Here is an 18,627-nt window from a genome sequence, read left to right on the forward strand (position 1 = left end):
CGACACCCCCGCCCGAGCGCGTTATCGTCGTACCGGCCACGCCCTACGGCAGCGCGCCCTGGCTCCATTCCTACCCGCCCCGCCATCGACCCCGCGATCAACGGGACCACAAGCACCGGCCACCCGCCGACGAGGATCGGCCCCCGCGGCGGCCACCGGCCATGGTCCTGCCGGACCTCTGAGGCGCGTGACGGGCGGGTCGGCTCAGGCCTCTGCCTCGGTGGGATAGGCCACCGCCAGCCCACCCAGGCCGCAATAGCCGCCGGGGTTCCTGGCCAGATACTGCTGGTGATACTCCTCGGCATAGTAGAACGCGGGCGCGGCGAGGATCTCGGTGGTGATGGTGCCGCGGCCAGCCGCGGTCAAGGCCGCCTGGTAGCGCGCGCGCGTGGCCTCGGCGACCCGGCGCTGCTCCTCCGAATAGACATAGATGCCGGAACGGTACTGCGTGCCGACGTCGTTGCCCTGGCGCATGCCCTGCGTCGGGTCATGGGCCTCCCAGAAGACGCGCAGCAGATCCGCGTAGGCGATCTTCGCCGGATCGAACACCACGCGCACGACCTCGTTATGGCCCGTTTGCCCCGAACAGACTTCCTGGTAGGTCGGGTTCGGCGTATGGCCGGCCGCATAACCCGCGGCCGTGGAATAGACCCCGGGCGTCTCCCAGAATTTGCGCTCCGCACCCCAGAAACACCCCAGGCCGAACAACGCCAGCTCCAGGCCTGCGGGGAAAGGTGGCGTCAACCGGTGGCCGTTGACGACATGCCGTTCGGGCACGGGCATGGCCACGGTGCGCCCCGGCAGGGCTTCCTCGGACGTGGGCATCTGCGCAGGCTTGCGATTCCAGAGCATGGTCGTTACCTCTCTCGGATGTATTTATGGAGACCCCGTCTCAGCCACGGAAACACACGGACGAGGCCATGACAGTCCAGCAATGCGCGCGCTGGCTGTGGCCTACGGTATCTAAGTGATCCTGTGCGGGGCAGCCAGGGTCGCCGGCGTCGCGGTAGAGATTCAGAGTCTAGCGCAGGCGGCCGGGGCGCTCTCCCCTACGTCCCACGAGGCATCGCGTCGGCCCCGCGCCCGCCCGGACCACCCTCCGGCGGGGCCTCAGGCGCTTCCGGTGAGATCGTTCCCAACCCCCTGATCGGTCAGGATTCACAGTGGCGAAGAGGCACTGCGGGCAGCCGCCGGGTGGGTGGGTGTTGATTTATAAATATGCGATATAACAGTATGTTACTGTATGTTTATTATAAACGAGATAATATCTTACCGGGTAACGGATTGTTACACCGTCGATCGCCGCGCTGCCCAAAAAATACCTGCGGCCCCCCCTCACAGCCGCGGGCAAAGCAGGCTAGACTATGGCTTCGCTGAGGCCGCTTGGCCTTGGCCCGACACCCCCGTTTCCAGTATGAAGGGCATGTCCGTGCCCTGGGGCGTATCGGTACTCGGATCGCTGATTTACTGCCAACTGGTTCGCGCAACTCCAAGTGGTGGTTAACAGGGGGCGATTTCGAGACTTTGAACCCCGCCGATGAGGCGGGGTTTTTTTTGGTGCACCGGCAGGGGGAAGGATGGTTACTGCAGCGAGCGCTCCTGCGGCGGCGGCATCTGCAGATAGTAACCCTGCTCGCGCAGCAGCTGCCGCACCTGCTCAGGATCGGCCTGCGCCAGCGTCCTGCCCGCCACGAGTTCCAGCGCCATCACCCGCTCCAAGCGACCGAGCATGCGCAGCAACGCCTCGGGTACCGACGAGAAGTCATCCTCGCGTTCAATGTATAGATAGGTATCCGCCTTGCGGCTGCCTTTGTAGATGACGCACTTCATGCACTCGATGCCCCTGGATGTTTCATGCGTGCCGCTCCAACCCCAGCACCTCGATGGCGTTGCGCGTGGTCAGCGCCGCGATGCGTTCCAGCGGCTCGTCGCGCGCGGCGGCCAGGGCCTGCAGGCAGTAGGGCAGGTATTCGGGACTGTTGCGCTCGCCGTGGTGCGCGGCGACGGTCATGTCGGGCGCGTCGGTCTCCAGCACCAGCGCCTCCGGCGGCAGCGCCTGCGCCAGCCGCCGCAGCTTGGTGGAACGCTCGTAGGTGAGCATGCCGCCGAAGCCCAGCTTGAAGCCGAGATCGAGGTAATGCCCTGCCTGTTGCAGACTGCCGTTGAAGGCGTGCGCGATACCGCCCTGCACGCGAATGCGTTTAAGAGTGGCCAGCATGGCGTCGTGGGCCTTGCGCACGTGCAGCACCACCGGCAGCCCGCTGTCGCGCGCCACGATCAGCTGCGCCTCGAGCAGGTGTTGCTGGCGTTCGCGGTCGAGTCCGGCGACGAAATAATCCAGGCCGATCTCGCCGATGGCCACGGGGCGCTCGCGCTCCACCCATTCCGCCAGCGTGTCCACGTCCGCATCCCGGTGCTGGTCGATGTATACGGGATGCAGGCCCAGCGCCGGCAGCAGTCCCGGTTCGCGTCGGCACAGCTCGACCAGAAAGCCCCAGCCGTCCACGGTGACCGCCGGCACCAGTATGCGCGTGACACCGGCGGCCCGCGCCCGGGCGAGCACGGCCGTACGGTCGGCAGCGAAGGCTGCGACGTCGATGTGGCAATGGGTATCGAACAGTTCCATACCGCCATTCTAACCACAGTGCCGCAGCGGCGCAGAAGCGGCGGCGCTACACTCCCCAATCCACATTAAGGAGCCTCTGGCTGACCCGTCATTGCGAGGAGCGTAGCGACGTGGCAATCTCCAAGTTACTGATCTGCCGTCGAAGGAGACTGCCGCGCTGCGCTCGCAATGACGGTACGGCGAATGGATCAGAGATTCCTTAACAAAGCCTCGCGCCGCGCCGGGAGCTTGACCGTCATGCCCTGCCTCGAACGCATCCTGTCAGCCCTCGCCCTGACGGCCCTGCTCGCCCTCGCCGGCTGCGGCAGCGCCGGATCCGAACGTATACCGCTGGCAACGACGCTCGCCACCCAGCGCTTCGTGGCCTATGTGCCGCGCAGCTTCTCCGTCCGCGACGGCCAGCCCCGGGCCGCGACCGCGGACGGCATCGCCGCCGATCTGCGGCGCCTGCGGCCGCACTTCTCCGGGCTGATCACCTACGGCCTGGGCGACGGCCAGGCGCAGATCGTGCCGCTCGCGGTCCGCGCAGGCTTCGAGGCCGTCGTCATCGGCGTCTGGGAACCGCGCGACCGCGCCGAACTCGACCAGGCGATCGCGTTGGCGGAGCGCTACCCACGCCAGGTGACCGCACTGATTCTCGGCAACGAAGGCCTGTTCTGGAAGCGCTACACGGCCGCGGATCTCCACGCCGCCGTGGCCTATGTCCGCGACCGCCTCCCCGGCGTGCCGTTGACCAGCAGCGAACCCTTCGCGCACTATTTCGATTCGCCCGACGCGCCCGTCCTGCTCGAACTGGACCTGTTGATGCCGAACATCCACCCCCTGTTCGAGCCCTGGTTCGATCCTGCCAAGGTCGACCAGTCGGTGGCCTTCGTCGCCGAGGTGGTGGCGAGGTTGCACGACCTTACGCCCAAACCCGTCCTGGTGAAGGAGACCGGCCTGCCCAGCGCGCCGACCGAACGCGGCTTCAATGAGGCGCGGCAGGCGGCGTTCTGGCGCGGGCTGGAGCATGCCCTGCCCGCCGGTCCGGCACAGAACCTCGCCTACTTCGAGGCCTTCGATGCACCCTGGAAACCGCAGGAGCTCGCGGCACAGTTCGGACGGATCGAGCCGGCCGAGGGGCATTGGGGTCTGTTTCGTCAGGACGGCAGCCCCAAGAAAGTGGTGGAGGGATTGCCGCAGCTGCAGCGGGACTGAGGGCCTGCAGACGTCGACGGCGCCACGTTTCTGAGTGCCGGCGGGTTGGTTTATAGTGGCCGTCTTTTCGCCCCGTGACAGGAGTTCCATGTGAACATCGCCACCGACCGTTATCACCCACTATCACGGTTGCTGCACTGGCTCATGGCAGTGCTGATCCTGGCTCTGCTCATCGTCGGCGTGTACATGCAGGAGCTACCGGATGAAGCACCCAACCGGCTGCAGCTCTACACCTTTCACAAGACCTTCGGCGTGATCGTATTCACGTTGGTCTGGCTGCGCCTGGCCTGGGGCCGCATCGCCACGCCGCCCGCCCTGCCCAGCGTCCTGCAGGGCTGGGAGATCGTGCTCACGAAAGTCACGCGGGTGGGCCTGTACCTGCTCATGATCGCCACGCCCTTCGCCGGCTATGCCATGAGCAATTTCGCCGACAAGCCGGTCGCGCTGTTCGGCAGGCTGCCGCTGCCGGCGCTGTTCGCACCCAGCAAGGATCTGGCCGAGGCGGCCGGCGAAGTGCACGAGGTCTTCGCCTATCTCCTGCTCGCGCTGATCGTGCTGCACGCGACCGGCGCCATCAAGCACCGCCTGTTCGACCGCCCCGAGGCGGACGTCCTCAGGCGCATGCTGTAGCACCGCCGGCACCCGGTACCTGCGGCTCGCACCGGGTGACGGCGTTGTGCATCGCGGAACCCTCTCAGTCGTAGAAGTGGTAGCGCAGCGTGAAATCCCAGACCCCGCGCCCATCATAGTAGTGGCGCGGGGTGTAGTAACGTGGGGTGTAGTAACGCGGACCGTAGTAGCGTGGTGGGTTGTAATACGACCGGTAGCGGTGGCGCGGCGGCACGGCGTAGTGCCGGCCATAGGCGCGGTCGTGGCGCCAATGGTGGCGATCACGGTCAGCATGACGGTAGCGGTCGCCGCCACGGTCCCGATAATGCACGGCGACGGGGCCGTCGGAACGGTAGCCGTCTCTGGCATGACCGGGTACCGGGCCCATCAACGCCGTGACGGCCAACATGACGGCGGCCACAGCTGGCAGGGTCCGTTTCGAGGTCTTCATGGCCAGTCTCCTTCGAATCCACTCGCCCACGGGAGGCGCAGTCTCAGGGTACCCCCGGCGGCCTGAATGCCGCCTGAACGGCAAGGCCGCACGTATTCAGGCCGCATTCAGGCCGTGGCCGTAGACTGGAACCGTCGAGACCGTGAACCGTACTCCGTGCGCTTGGCAGACGCGGGTGCGGACCGTACCATCGACCGGCAACGACGCAGGTGTGTAGCCCAGATGAAACCGAACAGTCTGACCACGGGGATGCTGCTCGCCGCCGCACTGCTGCTGACGCTGCCAGCGGCGCAGGCCAAACGCCCCGACGACAACGGCAACGATATGCGCAACGGCCGTGGCCGCTACGAGGCCCCGGTCGACCGTGGTGAGCGGCGGGGTGCGTCCCGCCAGGATGCCTACGAGGGCCGCCGTGGTGGTGAGATGGACCGGTCCCGCGGCCTGGAGCAGCGCGACCCGGACCCGCGCCCCGACCCCCAGCGGCAGCGCGCCACCGAGCCGCGCCGCGAGGCGCCCGGACGCAGCCTGTCCGATGCCGTCCGCGAGGCCGAGCGCCGCACCGGCGGCCAGGTGCTGTCGGCCGAACCGCGTGACGAGGACGGTCGGCCGGTCTACCGCGTCAAGGTGCTCACACCCGACGGCCGGGTACGGGTGCTGCACCTCGATGCCCGTTGAATCCTGAGCACCCGTCCAGACCATGCGCATACTCCTGATCGAAGACGAAGACCGGCTGCGTGAGCAGTTGCGCGACCACCTCGAGGAGGCCGGCCATGTCATCGACACCGCCGCCGACGGCGAGGAAGGCCTGTACGCGGGGAGCGAATTCCCCGTCGACATCGCCGTGATCGATCTCGGCCTGCCCAAGCTCTCCGGCATCGAGGTGATCCAGCGCCTGCGCGCCGCCGGCAAGGACTTCCCCATTCTCATCCTGACCGCCCGCGGCCGCTGGCAGGACAAGGTCGAGGGCCTGGAGGCCGGCGCCGACGACTATCTGGTGAAGCCCTTCGAGGTCGAGGAACTGCTGGCCCGCCTGCGAGCCCTGGTGCGACGCGCCGCGGGCTGGACGCAGCCGCTCCTGCAGTGTGGTCCGGTGCTGCTCGATACCGCCGCCCAGACGCTCCAGGTCGACGGCCGGCCGGTGGACCTCACCACCTATGAATACAAGGTGCTCGAACACCTGATGCTGCACAGCGGCGAGATCGTCTCCAAGACCGATCTCACCGAGCGCCTCTATGCGCAGGACTACGACCGCGACAGCAACGTCATCGAGGTGTTCGTCGGACGGCTGCGTCGCAAGCTCGACCCCGACAGCCGCTTGCACCCCATCGAGACGGTGCGCGGCCGCGGTTACCGCTTCGCCCTGGCACGCGGCGGCTGATGCAATCGCTCAATGCGCGTCTGACACTCGCCACCAGTCTGCTGCTCGCGGCCTTCCTGGGGCTGGCGGGCTGGACCCTCGACCGCGCCTTCCGCGAATCCGCCGAGAGCGCCGTGCACGAGCGCCTGCAGGCGCAGATCTACGGCCTGCTGGCCGCCGCCGACCTGAACGCGCAGGGCGGCATCGAACTGCCGGCCGAGCTGCCCGATGAGCGCTTCCGCCGGCCCGGCTCCGGACTCTACGCCCAGGTCATTCAACACGACGGTGCCGCCGCATGGCAGTCGCGCTCGCTGCTCGGCCAGGAACTGCCGCTGCCGCCGCGCCTGTCCGCCGGCGCCTGGCAGTTCGACCGCCTCCCGCCGCACGGCGACCCCCGGCTGTTCCGCCTCGGGCTGGGGGTCGCCTGGGACCTGACCGGGGATCTGACCGGGGATCTGGCCGAGGACCCGGACGGTCGCAGCGTCGGCTTCAGTTTCTGGGTGAGCGAATCGCCGGGGGCCTACCTCGCCCAGGTGAGCCGGTTCCGCCAGAATCTGTGGGTGTGGTTCGGTGCCCTGGCCCTGGGTCTGCTGCTCGCCCAGGGGCTGGTGCTGCGCTGGGGATTGGCGCCGCTGCGGCGTGCTGAACGCGACCTGGCCGCGGTCGAGGCCGGCACCCAGGACGGCCTCAGCGGCCGCTACCCGCGCGAACTGCGCGGCCTCACCGACAACCTCGACGCCCTGCTGCGCAGTGAACGCGGCCGGCTGGCCCGCTACCGCAACGCCCTGGCCGACCTCGCCCACAGCCTGAAGACGCCCCTGGCCGTGTTGCACGGCGCGAGCCGGCAGGGTGATCCGCAGGAGTTGCACGTGATCGTGCGCGAACAGACCGAGCGCATGGGTCAGATCGTGGATTATCAGCTGCAGCGCGCCGCCACCTCCGGGCGCACCACCCTGCTGGCGCCGGTGGCCATCGCCCCGGCCCTGCAGCGCATCGTCAGGACGCTAGAGAAGGTCTACGCGGAACGCCGGCTGGTGTTCACCGTGGACGCCGCTGCGACACTGCAGTTCCGCGCCGACGAGTCCGACCTGCTGGAGCTGTGCGGCAACCTGCTGGACAACGCCTGCAAATGGGCCCGCCAGCGGGTGCGGGTGGAAGCCCGCATCGATACTGATATCAGTACTGGTATCAAAACCGGCAGCGGGGACGGCACAGACGGCGCCGCACTGCTGATCACGGTGGAGGACGACGGTCCCGGTGTGGATGCGGCGCAGCGCCGTGCCGTGTTCAGCCGCGGCGTGCGTGCCGACAGCACCGTGCCGGGCCAGGGCATCGGCCTGGCGATGGTGCGCGATATCGCCGCGGCCTACGGCGGCCGCATCGAGATCGACCACAGCCCCACACTCGATGGCGCCCGGGTGCGAGTGTGGCTGCCGGTCGGCCCGCGGCCGGCGCGATCATGACACGCCCGGAAACCCCGTTTGCCGCGGACAAGACTCACTTCAGCCACGGAATCCACGAAGATCATTCAGACAAAAACCAGCCACGGAAACACACGGAAGCACACGGAATGTAAAACCCACCACAGCCCCGCCTTCCGTGTGTTTCCGTGGCCGCCTTTCGCCTTTGACGACTTTCGGGGGTTTCGTGGCTGAAATGATTAATCAATTTGATTCGACAGTGGCATGACCCCGTCCGACTACGATCAGCGTTTCGTTGCCCTCCAGCGCCTCTACGGCGAGCGCGCCTATGCGCTGCTGCCCACGCTGCACCTGTGCGTGGTAGGGCTCGGCGGCGTCGGCTCCTGGGCGGCGGAGGCGCTCGCGCGCAGCGGCATCGGCCGCATCACGCTGATCGACTTCGACGAGGTCACCCTCAGTAATGTCAACCGGCAGCTGCCGGCGCGCAGCGACACGGTCGGGTGCAAGAAGATCCAGGTGATGGCCGAGCGCATCGCGCAGATCAACCCCGACTGCGACTGCCGCCTCATCGACGATTTCGTCACCAGCGCGAATCTGACCGCCCACCTGGGCGCGGCCCACGCCTACGACTACGTCATCGATGCCATCGACAGCATCACGTTCAAGGCGGCGATGATCCATCATTGCCGGCGCAACAAGCTCCCCATCATCACCACCGGCGGCGCCGGCGGCCTGAGCGATCCCACCCAGGTGCAGATCAAGGACCTCAGCCGCACCTACAACGATGCCCTGGCCGCCAAGGTGCGCGGGGCGCTGCGCGACCGCCACGGCTTCCCGCGCGACGCCAGGAAGACCTTCGGGGTGGAGTGCGTGTTCTCCTCCCAGCAGCCCGTCTATCCCAAGGCGGATGGGACCGTCAGCCACGCGAAGCCCGGCATCCGCGGTGTGCACCTCGACTGCCGCTTCGGCTACGGCTCCGTGAGCTTCGTCACCGCCGCCTTCGGCCTGATCGCCGCGGGGCGTGCGGTCAACAAGATCCTGCAGAAGCGCCTGGGGCAGCCTGCGGGGTAAGCCGGGGGTACAAGACTCCCTACATGGAACGCACGGGTATGAGCGCTACGGACTGCTGTCCCATCAACCCAGAAACCGCATGTGTCACGCAGGTACACGGAACGATACGGACTAAGACCTTTCGGCTACGGGAGAATCCGGAAATTTACGAAAGGCCGGGACACAGCGAGCTTTGCATTCTGTGTGCTTCCGTGTGTTTCCGTGGCTGCAATCAGTGTTTTTACGATAGAAGGTATGGGACAGTGATGCCCGAACCTATAAACCAAAGTCCCGCCCGGTGACTGCGCAGAGACCAGACCCGTATGTCCCGCTACCGACCACCACAACCCAGGTCTTCGCCCTACATCACACCGGTGGGCTACCGGCGGCTGCAGGATGAACTCACGTCATTGTGGCAGCGGCGCACCGGCGTGACCCAGGCGCTGACGGCCGCCGCCGCCGAGGGCGACCGTTCGGAGAATGCCGAGTATATCTACCGCAAGAAGGAGTTGCGTGAGATCGACCGGCGCATCCGCTATCTGCAGAAGCGCCTGCCCGACCTGCAGGTGGTGGAGCGCCCGCCCGGCGACCCGAACCGGGTGTTCTTCGGCGCCTGGGTGACCCTGGAGGACGAGGCCGGCACCCCGCAGGAATACCGCATCGTCGGTCCGGACGAGTTCGATCTGCGCCGCGGCCATCTCAGCATGGATTCGCCGCTCGCCCAAGCGCTGCTCAAGCGGGCCCTGGACGACGAGATCCGCGTCCAGACGCCGCAGGGAGAGCGCCGCTACTGGCTGACCGGCATTCGCTATGCGGGCGCGGGGGACTGAGCCCCCATTCCATTGTGAACGTCCTGTTTTCGCGGCTGGCCGTGAGGAGTACACTGCGCCCATGGCCGATGAGGAAGATCCGATTCTGCGGCGCGCCGTCGATGCCCTGAAACGCGGCGATTTCGAGACTTCGTTCGTGCTCACCGAGGCGCTCGCGATCGACGGCGACCTGCTCGCCCAGCATTTCCTCGGCTGGCATTACCACAAGGGCCTCGGTATACCGGTCGACGACGACAAGGCCGCCTTCTGGTGGAAGCGTGCCGCGGCCGGCGGCATCCCCGAGGCGCAGCAGGGGCTCGGCTGGGCCTATGAGCACGGTCGCGGAGTGGAACGCGACTCCGAACAGGCCTATGTCTGGTACAGTCGTGCCGTGACTGCCGGCGACGCCGCGGCCCGCGAAAGCCTCGTGCAGCTCGCGACCCGCCTGAGTGCCGCGCAGATCAAACGTCTCGAGGTCGAGGCACAGCACCTCTCCACAGACGACTGAAACCCATCTGAACCACACAGCACGACCATCCCCGCGGCACGCGCAGCGCGGCCCGTCTTCCTGATGTCCTCTCCAATCCGATTCCCCCCGGTGCGCCGCGGAGACCTGCCCCGGCACCTGGCGGGCAAGGCGTAGCTCGTCCCGCGGCCAGATGGCCACGGAAACACACGGAAGCACACAGAATGCAAAGCTCGCTGTGTCCCGGCCTTTCGTAAATTTCCGGATTCTCCCGTAGCCGAAAGGTCTTAGTCCGTATCGTTCCGTGTGCCTGCGTGACACATGCGGTTTCTGGGTTGATGGGACCGTGGTGACTGGGTTTACAAATTCGGGCCAATCGCGGAAGATGCCCGGCCGCCAGGACCGGTGCGTCAGATGCACTGCCTGAATATGGCATATCCCTCACTTTCTTGATACGCATCAATGTCGCTCCCGGACCGTGATGATTAACTGACGAACCTGTATCTGTAGTGCATGATTCATCGAGGTTTTCCTTGCGCCGATTTCTGCTTCTGATGTGTCTGTCGCTGATCGCGGTGCATGCCGGTGCCGCCTCGGTCGCCGCCACCTATCCCGCCGCAAAGCAGTTCTTCCCCACGGCCGACCGGTTCACCGACTTCGAGGGCGAGCCCCTGGCCGCGACGGCAATGAAGGGTGACCAGGTACTCGGTTATCTCTTCCGCACCGACGACGTGGCACGCATCCCCGCCTACTCCGGCAAACCCGTCAACCATCTGGTGGGCATCGATACCGCAGGCACCATCGTCGGCGTGAAGGTGCTCGAACACCATGAGCCCATTCTGTTGGTAGGCATCCCGGAATCGCGGCTGGATGAGTTCGTCGCCCAGTACAAGGGCAAGAACGTCAGCGAGCGCATTAAAGTGGGCGCCGGCAAACGGCCCGGCTACGTCAACGTGGATGCCATCACCGGGGCCACCGTGACTGTCATGGTCATGAACGAGGGTATCCTGCGCTCGGGCCGTAAGGTCGCGGAGTCGCGCGGCATCATCAAGCCGGATGCGAGCGTGCCGACCCAGCCGGCGCGGGTGCGCACCGAGCTGTTCGAAAAAGAGGATTGGAAGTTTCTTACCGGCAACGGCGCCATCCGCCGCCTGCTCCTGACGCGTGGCGAGGTGGATGCGACCTTCAAGGGGACCGAGGCCGAAGGCCTGGAGGATGCGCCAGCCGACAAGGCCAACGATACCTTCATCGACCTCTATTACGCCTACCTCGACGCGCCCACCATCGGCCGCAATCTGCTCGGCGAATCCCAGTTCAACTGGCTGATGGCCGAACTGAAACCCGGCGAACAGGCCATCGCCGTCATGGCCAACGGCATCTATTCGTTCAAGGGCTCCGGCTACGTGCGCGGCGGCATCTTCGACCGCATACTGCTCACTCAGGGTGGCCGCGAGATCTCCTTCCGCGATCTGGATTATCACCGCCTGAACGACGTGTATGCCGAGGGTATGCCCGCGTTCAGCGAGATGGGGATGTTCATCATTCGCGCCGACCAGGAATTCGACCCGGGTCAGCCCTGGCGCCTGGAACTCCTGGTGAAGCGCCAGACCGGTCCGCTCGACAGCGTGTTCTCCAGCTTCGCCGGTGAATATGATATCCCCGAGATGTATATCGAACGGCCCGAACCGGTGGCGGCCGTGGCGGACGTCGACGAGCCGATCTGGGTACAGGTGTGGAGCGAGCGCAAGTTCCAGATCTTCGTGCTGGTGAGCAGCCTCATCCTGCTGACGCTGATCATGGCGTTGCAGGACTGGCTGGTGCGCTTCCCCCGGTTGATTTTCTATCTGCGCACCGGCTTCCTGGTCTATACGCTGTTCTTCATCGGCTGGTACCTGCTCGGCCAGCTGTCGGTGGTGAACGTGCTGACGTTCACCGGCGCACTCATGCACGACTTCAAGTGGGATACCTTCCTGATCGATCCCACCATGTTCATCCTCTGGACCTTCGTTGCCGGCTCGCTGCTGCTGTGGGGACGCGGGGTGTACTGCGGCTGGCTGTGTCCCTTCGGCGCGCTGCAGAAGCTGGTCAACGAGATTGCCCGCTACTTCCGCGTCCGTCAGTTCGTGCTGCCGCAGATCATCCATGACCGCCTGTGGGGCATCAAATACCTCATCCTGATGGTGCTGTTCGGTATCTCGCTGCAGTCGCTCGGTACCGCCGAACGTTATGCCGAAATCGAGCCCTTCAAGACGGCCATTACCCTGCGCTTCAATCGCGAGTGGATCTTCATCTTATACGCGGCCGGTCTCGTGGTGGTGTCGGCCTTCAACTGCAAGTTCTATTGCAAGTATCTCTGCCCACTGGGCGCCGCGCTGGCGGTGCCCACCAAGTTCGCCCTGGTGAGCTGGCTGCGGCGACGCCGCGAATGCGGCAATCCCTGTCAGATCTGTGCCAATGAGTGCGAGATCCAGGCGATCCACACCACCGGCGAGATCAACCTCCACGAGTGTCATTACTGCCTGGATTGCCAGGTCACGTACTGGAACGACCACAAGTGCCCGCCGCTGGTCGAGCGCCGCAAGCGCCACGAACGCGCCGGCCGCGCACGCGCGAAGGCGCGGGAGATGGAAGCGGATCTCGGCGCCACATCCGGCCTCAAAGAGATCCCGGTCACAGTAGAAAAAGGCGCTGCCAGCGCCATCGATCAACACAGCAAACCCTGAGTAAGGAGGTAGAAAAATGAGCAAGGATTCCGACAAGCCAGGCGTAACACGCCGTAGTTTCCTGGGTGCCACCGCACTCGCCGGCGTCGCCGGCGCCGGCCTCGGTACCGGCATGATGGGCATGACAGCCGCGCAGGCCAAGGAGAGCGGCCTCAAGGTCCATATCGGGCCGGGCGAACTCGACGAGTACTATGGTTTCTGGAGCGGCGGTCACTCCGGCGAGGTGCGCATCATCGGCGTGCCGTCGATGCGTGAGATCATGCGTATTCCGGTGTTCAACGTCTGCAGCGCCACCGGCTGGGGCATCACCAACGAGAGCAAGGCAATCCTCGGTGACAGTGCCAAATACCTCAATGGTGACGCCCACCACCCGCACATCAGCATGACCGACGGGCGGTATGACGGTAAATATCTGTTCATCAACGACAAGGCCAACACCCGCGTCGCACGTATCCGTCTGGACATCATGAAGTGCGACAAGATCACCACCATCCCGAACGTGTCGGCCATCCACGGCCTGCGTCTGCAGAAGGTGCCACGCACCAACTATGTGTTCGCGAATGCGGAGTTCCCCATTCCGCACACCAACGACGGCCGTGATCTGGAAGACCCGAGCAAGTACCTCACCATGTTCAACGCCATCAACGCCGACACCATGGAGGTCGCCTGGCAGGTGATCGTCGACGGCAACCTGGACAATACCGACGCCGACTACACCGGCAAGTACGCCTGCTCGACCTGCTACAACTCCGAGGGCGGCGTGACCCTGGGTGAGATGATGCGCAACGAGCGCGACTGGGCGGTGGTGTTCAACATCCCGCGCATCGAGGCCGCAGTCAAGGCCGGCAAATTCACCACCCTGGGCGACTCCAAGGTGCCGATCGTCGACGGCCGCCATGGTTCGGAACTGACCCGCTACATCCCGATACCGAAAAACCCGCATGGTCTAAATACCTCACCGGACGGCCGCTTCTTCATCGCCAACGGCAAGCTGTCCCCGACGGTATCCATGATCGCCATCGACAGGCTCGACGACCTGTTCGATGATAAGTTGAAAGATGCACGTGACGTCATCGTCGGTGAGCCGGAGCTCGGCCTGGGACCGCTGCATACCACCTTCGACGGCCGCGGCAATGCCTATACCACGCTGTTCATCGACAGCCAGGTGGTCAAATGGAACATGGACGATGCCATCAAGGCCTACCAGGGTGAGAAGGTGAACTACATCCGCCAGAAGCTCGATGTCCACTATCAACCGGGCCACAACCACGCGAGTCTCACCGAGTCACGCGACGCCGACGGCAAGTGGCTGGTGGTGCTGTCCAAGTTCGCCAAGGACCGTTTCCTGCCCTGCGGCCCGCTGCACCCGGAGAACGATCAGCTCATCGATATCTCCGGCAAGGAGATGAAGCTGGTGCACGACGGCCCGGCGTTCGCCGAGCCGCACGACTGCATCCTGGTGCGCCGTGACCAGATCCGTACGGATAAGGTGTGGAAGCGTGACGATCCGTTCTTCGCTGCGACCGTCGCCCGGGCCAAGCAGGATGGCGTGGTGCTGGAGCAGGATAACAAGGTCATCCGTGACGGCAACAAGGTACGCGTCTACATGACCTCCTCGGCGCCGACCTTCGGCCTCACCGACTTCAAGGTCAAGAAGGGTGATGAGGTGACCGTCACGGTCACCAACATCGACCAGATCGAGGACGTCTCGCACGGCTTCTGTGTGGTCAACCACGGCGTCAGCATGGAGATCAGCCCGCAGCAGACCTCCTCGGTGACCTTCATCGCCGACAAGCCGGGGGTGCACTGGTATTATTGCAACTGGTTCTGCCATGCCTTGCACATGGAGATGGTCGGCCGCATGCTGGTCGAGGCCTGAGGCCCCGGGATCGAAGGCGACGGCGGTCGTGACGCCGCCGTCGCCGACATCCGGGTAGCATTGAAAAATCATCGCCGTCCGTGCGGCGCATGCCGGAACCCAGCGTTTCGTATCTCTGGATTCCGGCATGCGCCGCACGGATGGCCGGGCCAGAAACCGGCTGGAAACATGCATCAGATGTACACCCTGCCGCTGTCGCCAACGCGCAGCGACGGCTTGACCTGACCTTCCCCATGACGTTGCACCTGCGCACCCTCGCATCACACCTGTTGTCCGGCCTGCTGCTGATGGGCACTCTGCCCGCCCCGGCCGTGGAATCCGGCGCCGGGCCCGTGCCGCAGACACATACCCTGGCCCCGGACGAGCGGGATATCCAGGCGGCCCTGGACCGGCTGCCGGCCGGTGCCACACTGCACATCCCCGCGGGCCGCTACGTCGTGCATCTGCAGATCGACAAACCGGTCACGCTGATCGGCGCGCCGGGGGCGATCCTCGACGGTGAAGGCAGTGGTGACGTCGTCCGCATCAGCGCCCCGGACGTGACCCTGCGCGGGCTGGCCATCCTCAATTCCGGCCGCAATCTGACCCAGATGAATGCCGGCATCTTCGTGGAACGCAGCGCCGCGCGTGTCACCCTCCGCGACAACCGACTCGACAACATTGCCTTCGGCATCTGGCTGGACGCCTGCAAGAGTCCGCGCGTGATCGGCAACACGGTGCACGGCATGCCGGGGATCCGTTCCCAGGACCGCGGCAACGGCATTCACCTCTATTCCGTCACCGACGCCGAGATCCGCGGCAATGAGGTCTGGGAGACACGCGATGGCATCTACATCGACAACAGCCAGCACAACGTGCTGGCCGACAATCTGTTGCATGACCTGCGCTACGGTATCCATTACATGTACTCCTACTCCAACGAGGTCATCGGCAACCGGACGTACAACACCCGCACCGGCTATGCCCTCATGCAGTCGAAATACCTCACCGTGCTCGACAACGAATCCGACCGGGACAGCAATTATGGGATGCTGATGAACTACATCACCTACAGCACCATCGCCGGCAACCATGTGCATGACGTCAAGGAGGGCACCGGCTATGTCACCGGCGGCGACAGCGTGAGCGGTGCCGAGGGCAAGGCGATCTTCATTTACAATTCCCAGTTCAACGAGATTCGCGACAATGTGTTCGCCGACAGCGACATCGGTATCCACCTGACCGCCGGCTCCGAGGACAACACCCTCTATGGCAACAGTTTCATTCGCAACCGGGTGCAGGTGAAATATGTCGCGACCCGTGATCAGGACTGGTCGCACGACGGTCGCGGCAACTACTGGAGCGACTATCTGGGCTGGGACCTCAATGCCGATGGTATCGGCGACAAACAGTACGAACCGAACGACGCCGTGGACCACCTGTTGTGGAAATACCCCATGGCCCGCATCCTGATGAGCAGCCCCGCGATCGAGACACTGCGCTGGGTGCAGGAGCAGTTCCCCGTGCTCAAGCCCCAGGGGGTGCGCGACAGCGCCCCGCTGATGCTGCCGCCGACGGGATGGGCCTCATGAGCGCCGTCGTCGAATTGCGCCAGGTGGTGAAGCGCTTCGGTGACTTCGTCGCCCTGCAGGATATGGATCTGCAGCTCGCCGAAGGCGAGATCCTCGGTCTGCTCGGCCACAACGGTGCCGGTAAGACCACCACCATGAAGCTCATCCTGGGTGTGATCGAGGCCAGCGCCGGCGAGGTGCTGCTGTTCGGCGAATCGCCGGTCGGTACACATGCCCAGGTGTTGCGCCGCCGCGTAGGCTACCTGCCCGAGAGCGTCAGCTTCTACGGCCAGCTCAGCGGCCGCGAGGTGCTCGATTACTTCGGCCGGCTCAAGGGGGTGGGCCGGGCCGAACGCACGGCATTGCTGGAGCGCGTCGGCATCGCCCCGGCCGCCGACCGGCGGGTGCGGACCTATTCCAAGGGCATGCGCCAGCGCCTGGGGCTGGCACAGGCCCTGCTCGGTCAGCCCCGGCTGTTGCTGCTCGACGAGCCCACCGCCGGCCTCGATCCGACGGCGACCCGCGAGTTCTACGCGATGCTCGACGAGCTGCGCCGTCAGGGCACCACGGTGTTGCTGTCCTCACACGTCCTGCCGGGCATCGAACGCCACATCGACCGGGCGGCCATCCTCGGTGGCGGCCGTCTGCTGGCGGCCGGCAGCCTCGATGAGCTGAACCACGAGGCCCAGCTGCCACTGACCATCCAGGTGCGCGGCCACTGCAGCCGTGACGGCTGGCGGCAGCGCCTCGACGCCCAGGGTGTGCAGGTGCGCGAGCTCCACGGTACGCACCTGGAGCTCAAGAGCCCGGTAGCGAACAAGATGGCCGTCCTGCGCCTGTTGCTCGACGAACCGGAGGTCCAGAACATAGACATCATCACGCCGACACTGGACAATCTGTACGCCTTCTATAACCAGCCCGCCACCCACGGCGGGGAATCCGCATGAACCCGGGATTCGCCACGGAAGCGCACAGAAGATGAGAATAGAACAGATTTTACAGTCCGCGTATCTCCGTATGCTGCCGTGGTCCAAATGAGGTCTTCAGAATGAATGCCCTGCTCATCGTCGCCAACAAGGAGTTCCGCGACGGTCTGCGTAACCGCTGGGTGCTGTCCATCACCGTCGTGTTCGCATTGCTCGCGGTCGGGCTCGCCTATTTCGGTGCCTCGGCCTCCGGTGTGGTCGGCTTCACCTCGCTGGCCACCACCATCGTGAGCCTGGCGAGCCTGGCGATCTTCCTCATTCCACTGATCGCCCTGCTGCTCGCCTACGACACCATCGTCGGCGAGGAGGAACAGGGTACGCTGCTGCTGCTGCTCACCTACCCGCTCGGTAAAGTACAGCTGCTCGCCGGCAAATTTCTCGGCCACGCTGCCATCCTGGCGGTATCGACGACCGCCGGCTTCGGCATCGCCGCGATCCTGATCGGCATCCTCTCGGGCGACATCGGCGATCCGCAGCTGTGGCGCGCCTTCGCCTTCTTTATCCTCACCTCGGTGCTGCTCGGCTGGGTGTTCGTGGCCCTTGCCTATATCCCCAGCGTCGTCGCCAGCGAGAAGTCGCGCGCGGCCGGCGTGGCGCTGCTGCTCTGGTTCTGGTTCGTGCTGGTCTTCGACCTGCTGCTGTTGGGCGGGCTGGTGGCGAGCAAGGGCACGCACGGTGGCGGCTGGCTGCCCTATCTGTTGCTGCTCAACCCCACCGACGTGTTCCGGCTGGCGAACCTTGCGGGCTTCGAGGCGGCGCGCAACTATACCGGTCTGGCCGCGGTCGCCACCGGCCCGCTGTTCCAACCCGGCGTGCTCGCCGGGATACTCGCCCTGTGGGTGGCGGCGCCCCTGGGCATGGCGCTGTGGCTGTTCAAACGCCGCCGGGTCTGACCCGTGTGACGGAGGTTTCGATGATGTATCTGCAGGGTGTGCATGGGAAGTCTGTTCTGCGGCAGATCATGCTGCTGGCCTTCCTGGTTCTCGGTCTGGCCGGCTGCGAACGGCAGGCCGATGTGGCGGCCACGAGCCATGAACTGCAGCCCATCGTCGCCGGCGACGAATGCCATGTCTGCGGCATGGAGATCCTCGATTTCCCCGGCCCCAAGGCCCAGGCCTTCATCCACAACCGCAGCACACCGCTGAAATTCTGCTCCACCGTCGATCTGTTCAGCTGGCTGCTGCAGCCGGAGACCGCCGCGGTACTCGCGGCGGTCTATGTACACGACATGGCCGACAACGATTGGGAGCATCCCGATGACAAGCGCTATGTCGATGCGCGCACTGCCTGGTATGTGGTCAGTCACGAACAGCGCGGTGCCATGGGACCGACCCTGGTGAGTTTTGCCGACAAGGCCGCGGCCGCACAGTACGCCGGACAGCATGGCGGCCAACCGCTCGCCTATACCGACGTCACGCTGGCAACCCTGGCAGGCCTGAGCGGTGCCCATGGTGCGCACGAAGACCACGGCGCACATCAGCACTGACGAACAGCCACTGCGCC

General features: G+C 65.3%; 19 protein-coding genes. 15 read left to right on the forward strand and 4 right to left on the reverse strand.

Annotated features, from left to right (window positions below; all coding sequences use genetic code 11):
• A partial coding sequence (locus K8I04_14240; protein ID MBZ0072873.1) for a hypothetical protein occupies positions 1 to 182 on the forward strand: 182 nt, incomplete at its 5' end.
• Positions 183 to 204: 22 nt separating this feature from the next.
• Here K8I04_14240 and msrA read toward each other — a convergent pair.
• From msrA to K8I04_14255, 3 genes are all read right to left on the reverse strand, one after another.
• A complete protein-coding gene (gene msrA, locus K8I04_14245) occupies positions 205 to 852 on the reverse strand; it encodes a peptide-methionine (S)-S-oxide reductase MsrA (protein ID MBZ0072874.1) in 648 nt (215 codons plus the stop codon).
• Between the two features lie 729 nt (positions 853 to 1,581).
• The gene (locus K8I04_14250; protein MBZ0072875.1) at positions 1,582 to 1,830 is read right to left on the reverse strand and encodes a YcgL domain-containing protein; all 249 of its coding nucleotides are present in this window, start codon (positions 1,828 to 1,830) and stop codon (positions 1,582 to 1,584) included.
• A 22-nt stretch (positions 1,831 to 1,852) separates the two neighbouring features.
• Positions 1,853 to 2,626, reverse strand: coding sequence for a TatD family hydrolase (locus K8I04_14255; protein MBZ0072876.1), 774 nt, complete (start codon positions 2,624 to 2,626; stop codon positions 1,853 to 1,855).
• Between the two features lie 237 nt (positions 2,627 to 2,863).
• Here K8I04_14255 and K8I04_14260 point away from each other — a divergent pair, with 237 nt between their 5' ends.
• Both K8I04_14260 and K8I04_14265 read left to right on the forward strand, forming a co-directional pair.
• Complete coding sequence (locus K8I04_14260) at positions 2,864 to 3,823, forward strand: hypothetical protein (protein ID MBZ0072877.1); 960 nt, start codon at positions 2,864 to 2,866, stop codon at positions 3,821 to 3,823.
• A 90-nt stretch (positions 3,824 to 3,913) separates the two neighbouring features.
• Positions 3,914 to 4,453, forward strand: coding sequence for a cytochrome b (locus tag K8I04_14265; protein ID MBZ0072878.1), 540 nt, complete (start codon positions 3,914 to 3,916; stop codon positions 4,451 to 4,453).
• A 64-nt stretch (positions 4,454 to 4,517) separates the two neighbouring features.
• On the opposite strand, the gene K8I04_14270 is transcribed toward K8I04_14265, so the two are convergent.
• Positions 4,518 to 4,883 carry a hypothetical protein gene (locus tag K8I04_14270; protein MBZ0072879.1) on the reverse strand — a complete coding sequence of 122 codons (366 nt, stop codon included), beginning with the start codon at positions 4,881 to 4,883 and terminating at the stop codon, positions 4,518 to 4,520.
• Between the two features lie 222 nt (positions 4,884 to 5,105).
• Between K8I04_14270 and K8I04_14275 the strand changes: the two genes are divergently transcribed.
• The 12 genes from K8I04_14275 (at position 5,106) to K8I04_14330 (ending at position 18,610) form a co-directional block, all read left to right on the forward strand.
• Positions 5,106 to 5,558 (forward strand): PepSY domain-containing protein, encoded by a 453-nt coding sequence (locus K8I04_14275; protein MBZ0072880.1) that lies wholly within the window; start codon positions 5,106 to 5,108, stop codon positions 5,556 to 5,558.
• A gap of 22 nt (positions 5,559 to 5,580) precedes the next feature.
• Positions 5,581 to 6,261 carry a response regulator transcription factor gene (locus tag K8I04_14280; protein MBZ0072881.1) on the forward strand — a complete coding sequence of 227 codons (681 nt, stop codon included), beginning with the start codon at positions 5,581 to 5,583 and terminating at the stop codon, positions 6,259 to 6,261.
• Complete coding sequence (locus K8I04_14285; GenBank protein ID MBZ0072882.1) at positions 6,261 to 7,703, forward strand: histidine kinase; 1,443 nt, start codon at positions 6,261 to 6,263, stop codon at positions 7,701 to 7,703. Before K8I04_14280 ends, K8I04_14285 begins: the two co-directional genes overlap by 1 nt.
• A 222-nt stretch (positions 7,704 to 7,925) precedes the next feature.
• The gene (gene tcdA, locus K8I04_14290; protein ID MBZ0072883.1) at positions 7,926 to 8,732 is read left to right on the forward strand and encodes a tRNA cyclic N6-threonylcarbamoyladenosine(37) synthase TcdA; all 807 of its coding nucleotides are present in this window, start codon (positions 7,926 to 7,928) and stop codon (positions 8,730 to 8,732) included.
• Between the two features lie 302 nt (positions 8,733 to 9,034).
• Positions 9,035 to 9,541, forward strand: a complete 507-nt coding sequence (gene greB / locus K8I04_14295) for a transcription elongation factor GreB (protein ID MBZ0072884.1) — start codon at positions 9,035 to 9,037, stop codon at positions 9,539 to 9,541.
• Between the two features lie 61 nt (positions 9,542 to 9,602).
• Complete coding sequence (locus K8I04_14300; GenBank protein ID MBZ0072885.1) at positions 9,603 to 10,028, forward strand: sel1 repeat family protein; 426 nt, start codon at positions 9,603 to 9,605, stop codon at positions 10,026 to 10,028.
• A gap of 512 nt (positions 10,029 to 10,540) precedes the next feature.
• The gene (locus K8I04_14305; GenBank protein MBZ0072886.1) at positions 10,541 to 12,709 is read left to right on the forward strand and encodes a NosR/NirI family protein; all 2,169 of its coding nucleotides are present in this window, start codon (positions 10,541 to 10,543) and stop codon (positions 12,707 to 12,709) included.
• A 16-nt stretch (positions 12,710 to 12,725) separates the two neighbouring features.
• On the forward strand, positions 12,726 to 14,588 hold the full coding sequence (locus K8I04_14310) for a nitrous-oxide reductase (GenBank protein MBZ0072887.1): 1,863 nt from the start codon (positions 12,726 to 12,728) through the stop codon (positions 14,586 to 14,588).
• 287 nt (positions 14,589 to 14,875) lie between these two features.
• Positions 14,876 to 16,159 (forward strand): nitrous oxide reductase family maturation protein NosD, encoded by a 1,284-nt coding sequence (locus tag K8I04_14315; GenBank protein ID MBZ0072888.1) that lies wholly within the window; start codon positions 14,876 to 14,878, stop codon positions 16,157 to 16,159.
• A complete protein-coding gene (locus K8I04_14320; protein ID MBZ0072889.1) occupies positions 16,156 to 17,085 on the forward strand; it encodes an ABC transporter ATP-binding protein in 930 nt (309 codons plus the stop codon). Before K8I04_14315 ends, K8I04_14320 begins: the two co-directional genes overlap by 4 nt.
• Before the next feature lie 101 nt (positions 17,086 to 17,186).
• The gene (locus K8I04_14325; GenBank protein MBZ0072890.1) at positions 17,187 to 18,017 is read left to right on the forward strand and encodes an ABC transporter permease; all 831 of its coding nucleotides are present in this window, start codon (positions 17,187 to 17,189) and stop codon (positions 18,015 to 18,017) included.
• Between the two features lie 68 nt (positions 18,018 to 18,085).
• Positions 18,086 to 18,610 carry a nitrous oxide reductase accessory protein NosL gene (locus tag K8I04_14330; GenBank protein MBZ0072891.1) on the forward strand — a complete coding sequence of 175 codons (525 nt, stop codon included), beginning with the start codon at positions 18,086 to 18,088 and terminating at the stop codon, positions 18,608 to 18,610.
• The last annotated feature ends 17 nt before the right edge of the window (positions 18,611 to 18,627 follow it).

This window comes from Gammaproteobacteria bacterium (assembly GCA_019911805.1).
Taxonomy (GTDB): Bacteria; Pseudomonadota; Gammaproteobacteria; order Thiohalobacterales; family Thiohalobacteraceae; genus JAHJQQ01.

Coding starts and splice junctions, on each gene's coding strand:
- K8I04_14300 (MBZ0072885.1), top strand. CDS start 9,603: ATGGCCGATGAGGAAGATCCGATTCTGCGGCGCGCCGTCGATGCCCTG.
- K8I04_14325 (MBZ0072890.1), top strand. CDS start 17,187: ATGAATGCCCTGCTCATCGTCGCCAACAAGGAGTTCCGCGACGGTCTG.
- K8I04_14305 (MBZ0072886.1), top strand. CDS start 10,541: ATGTGTCTGTCGCTGATCGCGGTGCATGCCGGTGCCGCCTCGGTCGCC.
- K8I04_14285 (MBZ0072882.1), top strand. CDS start 6,261: ATGCAATCGCTCAATGCGCGTCTGACACTCGCCACCAGTCTGCTGCTC.
- K8I04_14270 (MBZ0072879.1), bottom strand. CDS start 4,883: ATGAAGACCTCGAAACGGACCCTGCCAGCTGTGGCCGCCGTCATGTTG.
- msrA (MBZ0072874.1), bottom strand. CDS start 852: ATGCTCTGGAATCGCAAGCCTGCGCAGATGCCCACGTCCGAGGAAGCC.
- K8I04_14275 (MBZ0072880.1), top strand. CDS start 5,106: ATGAAACCGAACAGTCTGACCACGGGGATGCTGCTCGCCGCCGCACTG.
- greB (MBZ0072884.1), top strand. CDS start 9,035: ATGTCCCGCTACCGACCACCACAACCCAGGTCTTCGCCCTACATCACA.
- K8I04_14315 (MBZ0072888.1), top strand. CDS start 14,876: ATGGGCACTCTGCCCGCCCCGGCCGTGGAATCCGGCGCCGGGCCCGTG.
- K8I04_14260 (MBZ0072877.1), top strand. CDS start 2,864: ATGCCCTGCCTCGAACGCATCCTGTCAGCCCTCGCCCTGACGGCCCTG.
- K8I04_14255 (MBZ0072876.1), bottom strand. CDS start 2,626: ATGGAACTGTTCGATACCCATTGCCACATCGACGTCGCAGCCTTCGCT.
- K8I04_14320 (MBZ0072889.1), top strand. CDS start 16,156: ATGAGCGCCGTCGTCGAATTGCGCCAGGTGGTGAAGCGCTTCGGTGAC.
- K8I04_14310 (MBZ0072887.1), top strand. CDS start 12,726: ATGAGCAAGGATTCCGACAAGCCAGGCGTAACACGCCGTAGTTTCCTG.
- K8I04_14280 (MBZ0072881.1), top strand. CDS start 5,581: ATGCGCATACTCCTGATCGAAGACGAAGACCGGCTGCGTGAGCAGTTG.
- K8I04_14250 (MBZ0072875.1), bottom strand. CDS start 1,830: ATGAAGTGCGTCATCTACAAAGGCAGCCGCAAGGCGGATACCTATCTA.
- K8I04_14330 (MBZ0072891.1), top strand. CDS start 18,086: ATGCTGCTGGCCTTCCTGGTTCTCGGTCTGGCCGGCTGCGAACGGCAG.
- tcdA (MBZ0072883.1), top strand. CDS start 7,926: ATGACCCCGTCCGACTACGATCAGCGTTTCGTTGCCCTCCAGCGCCTC.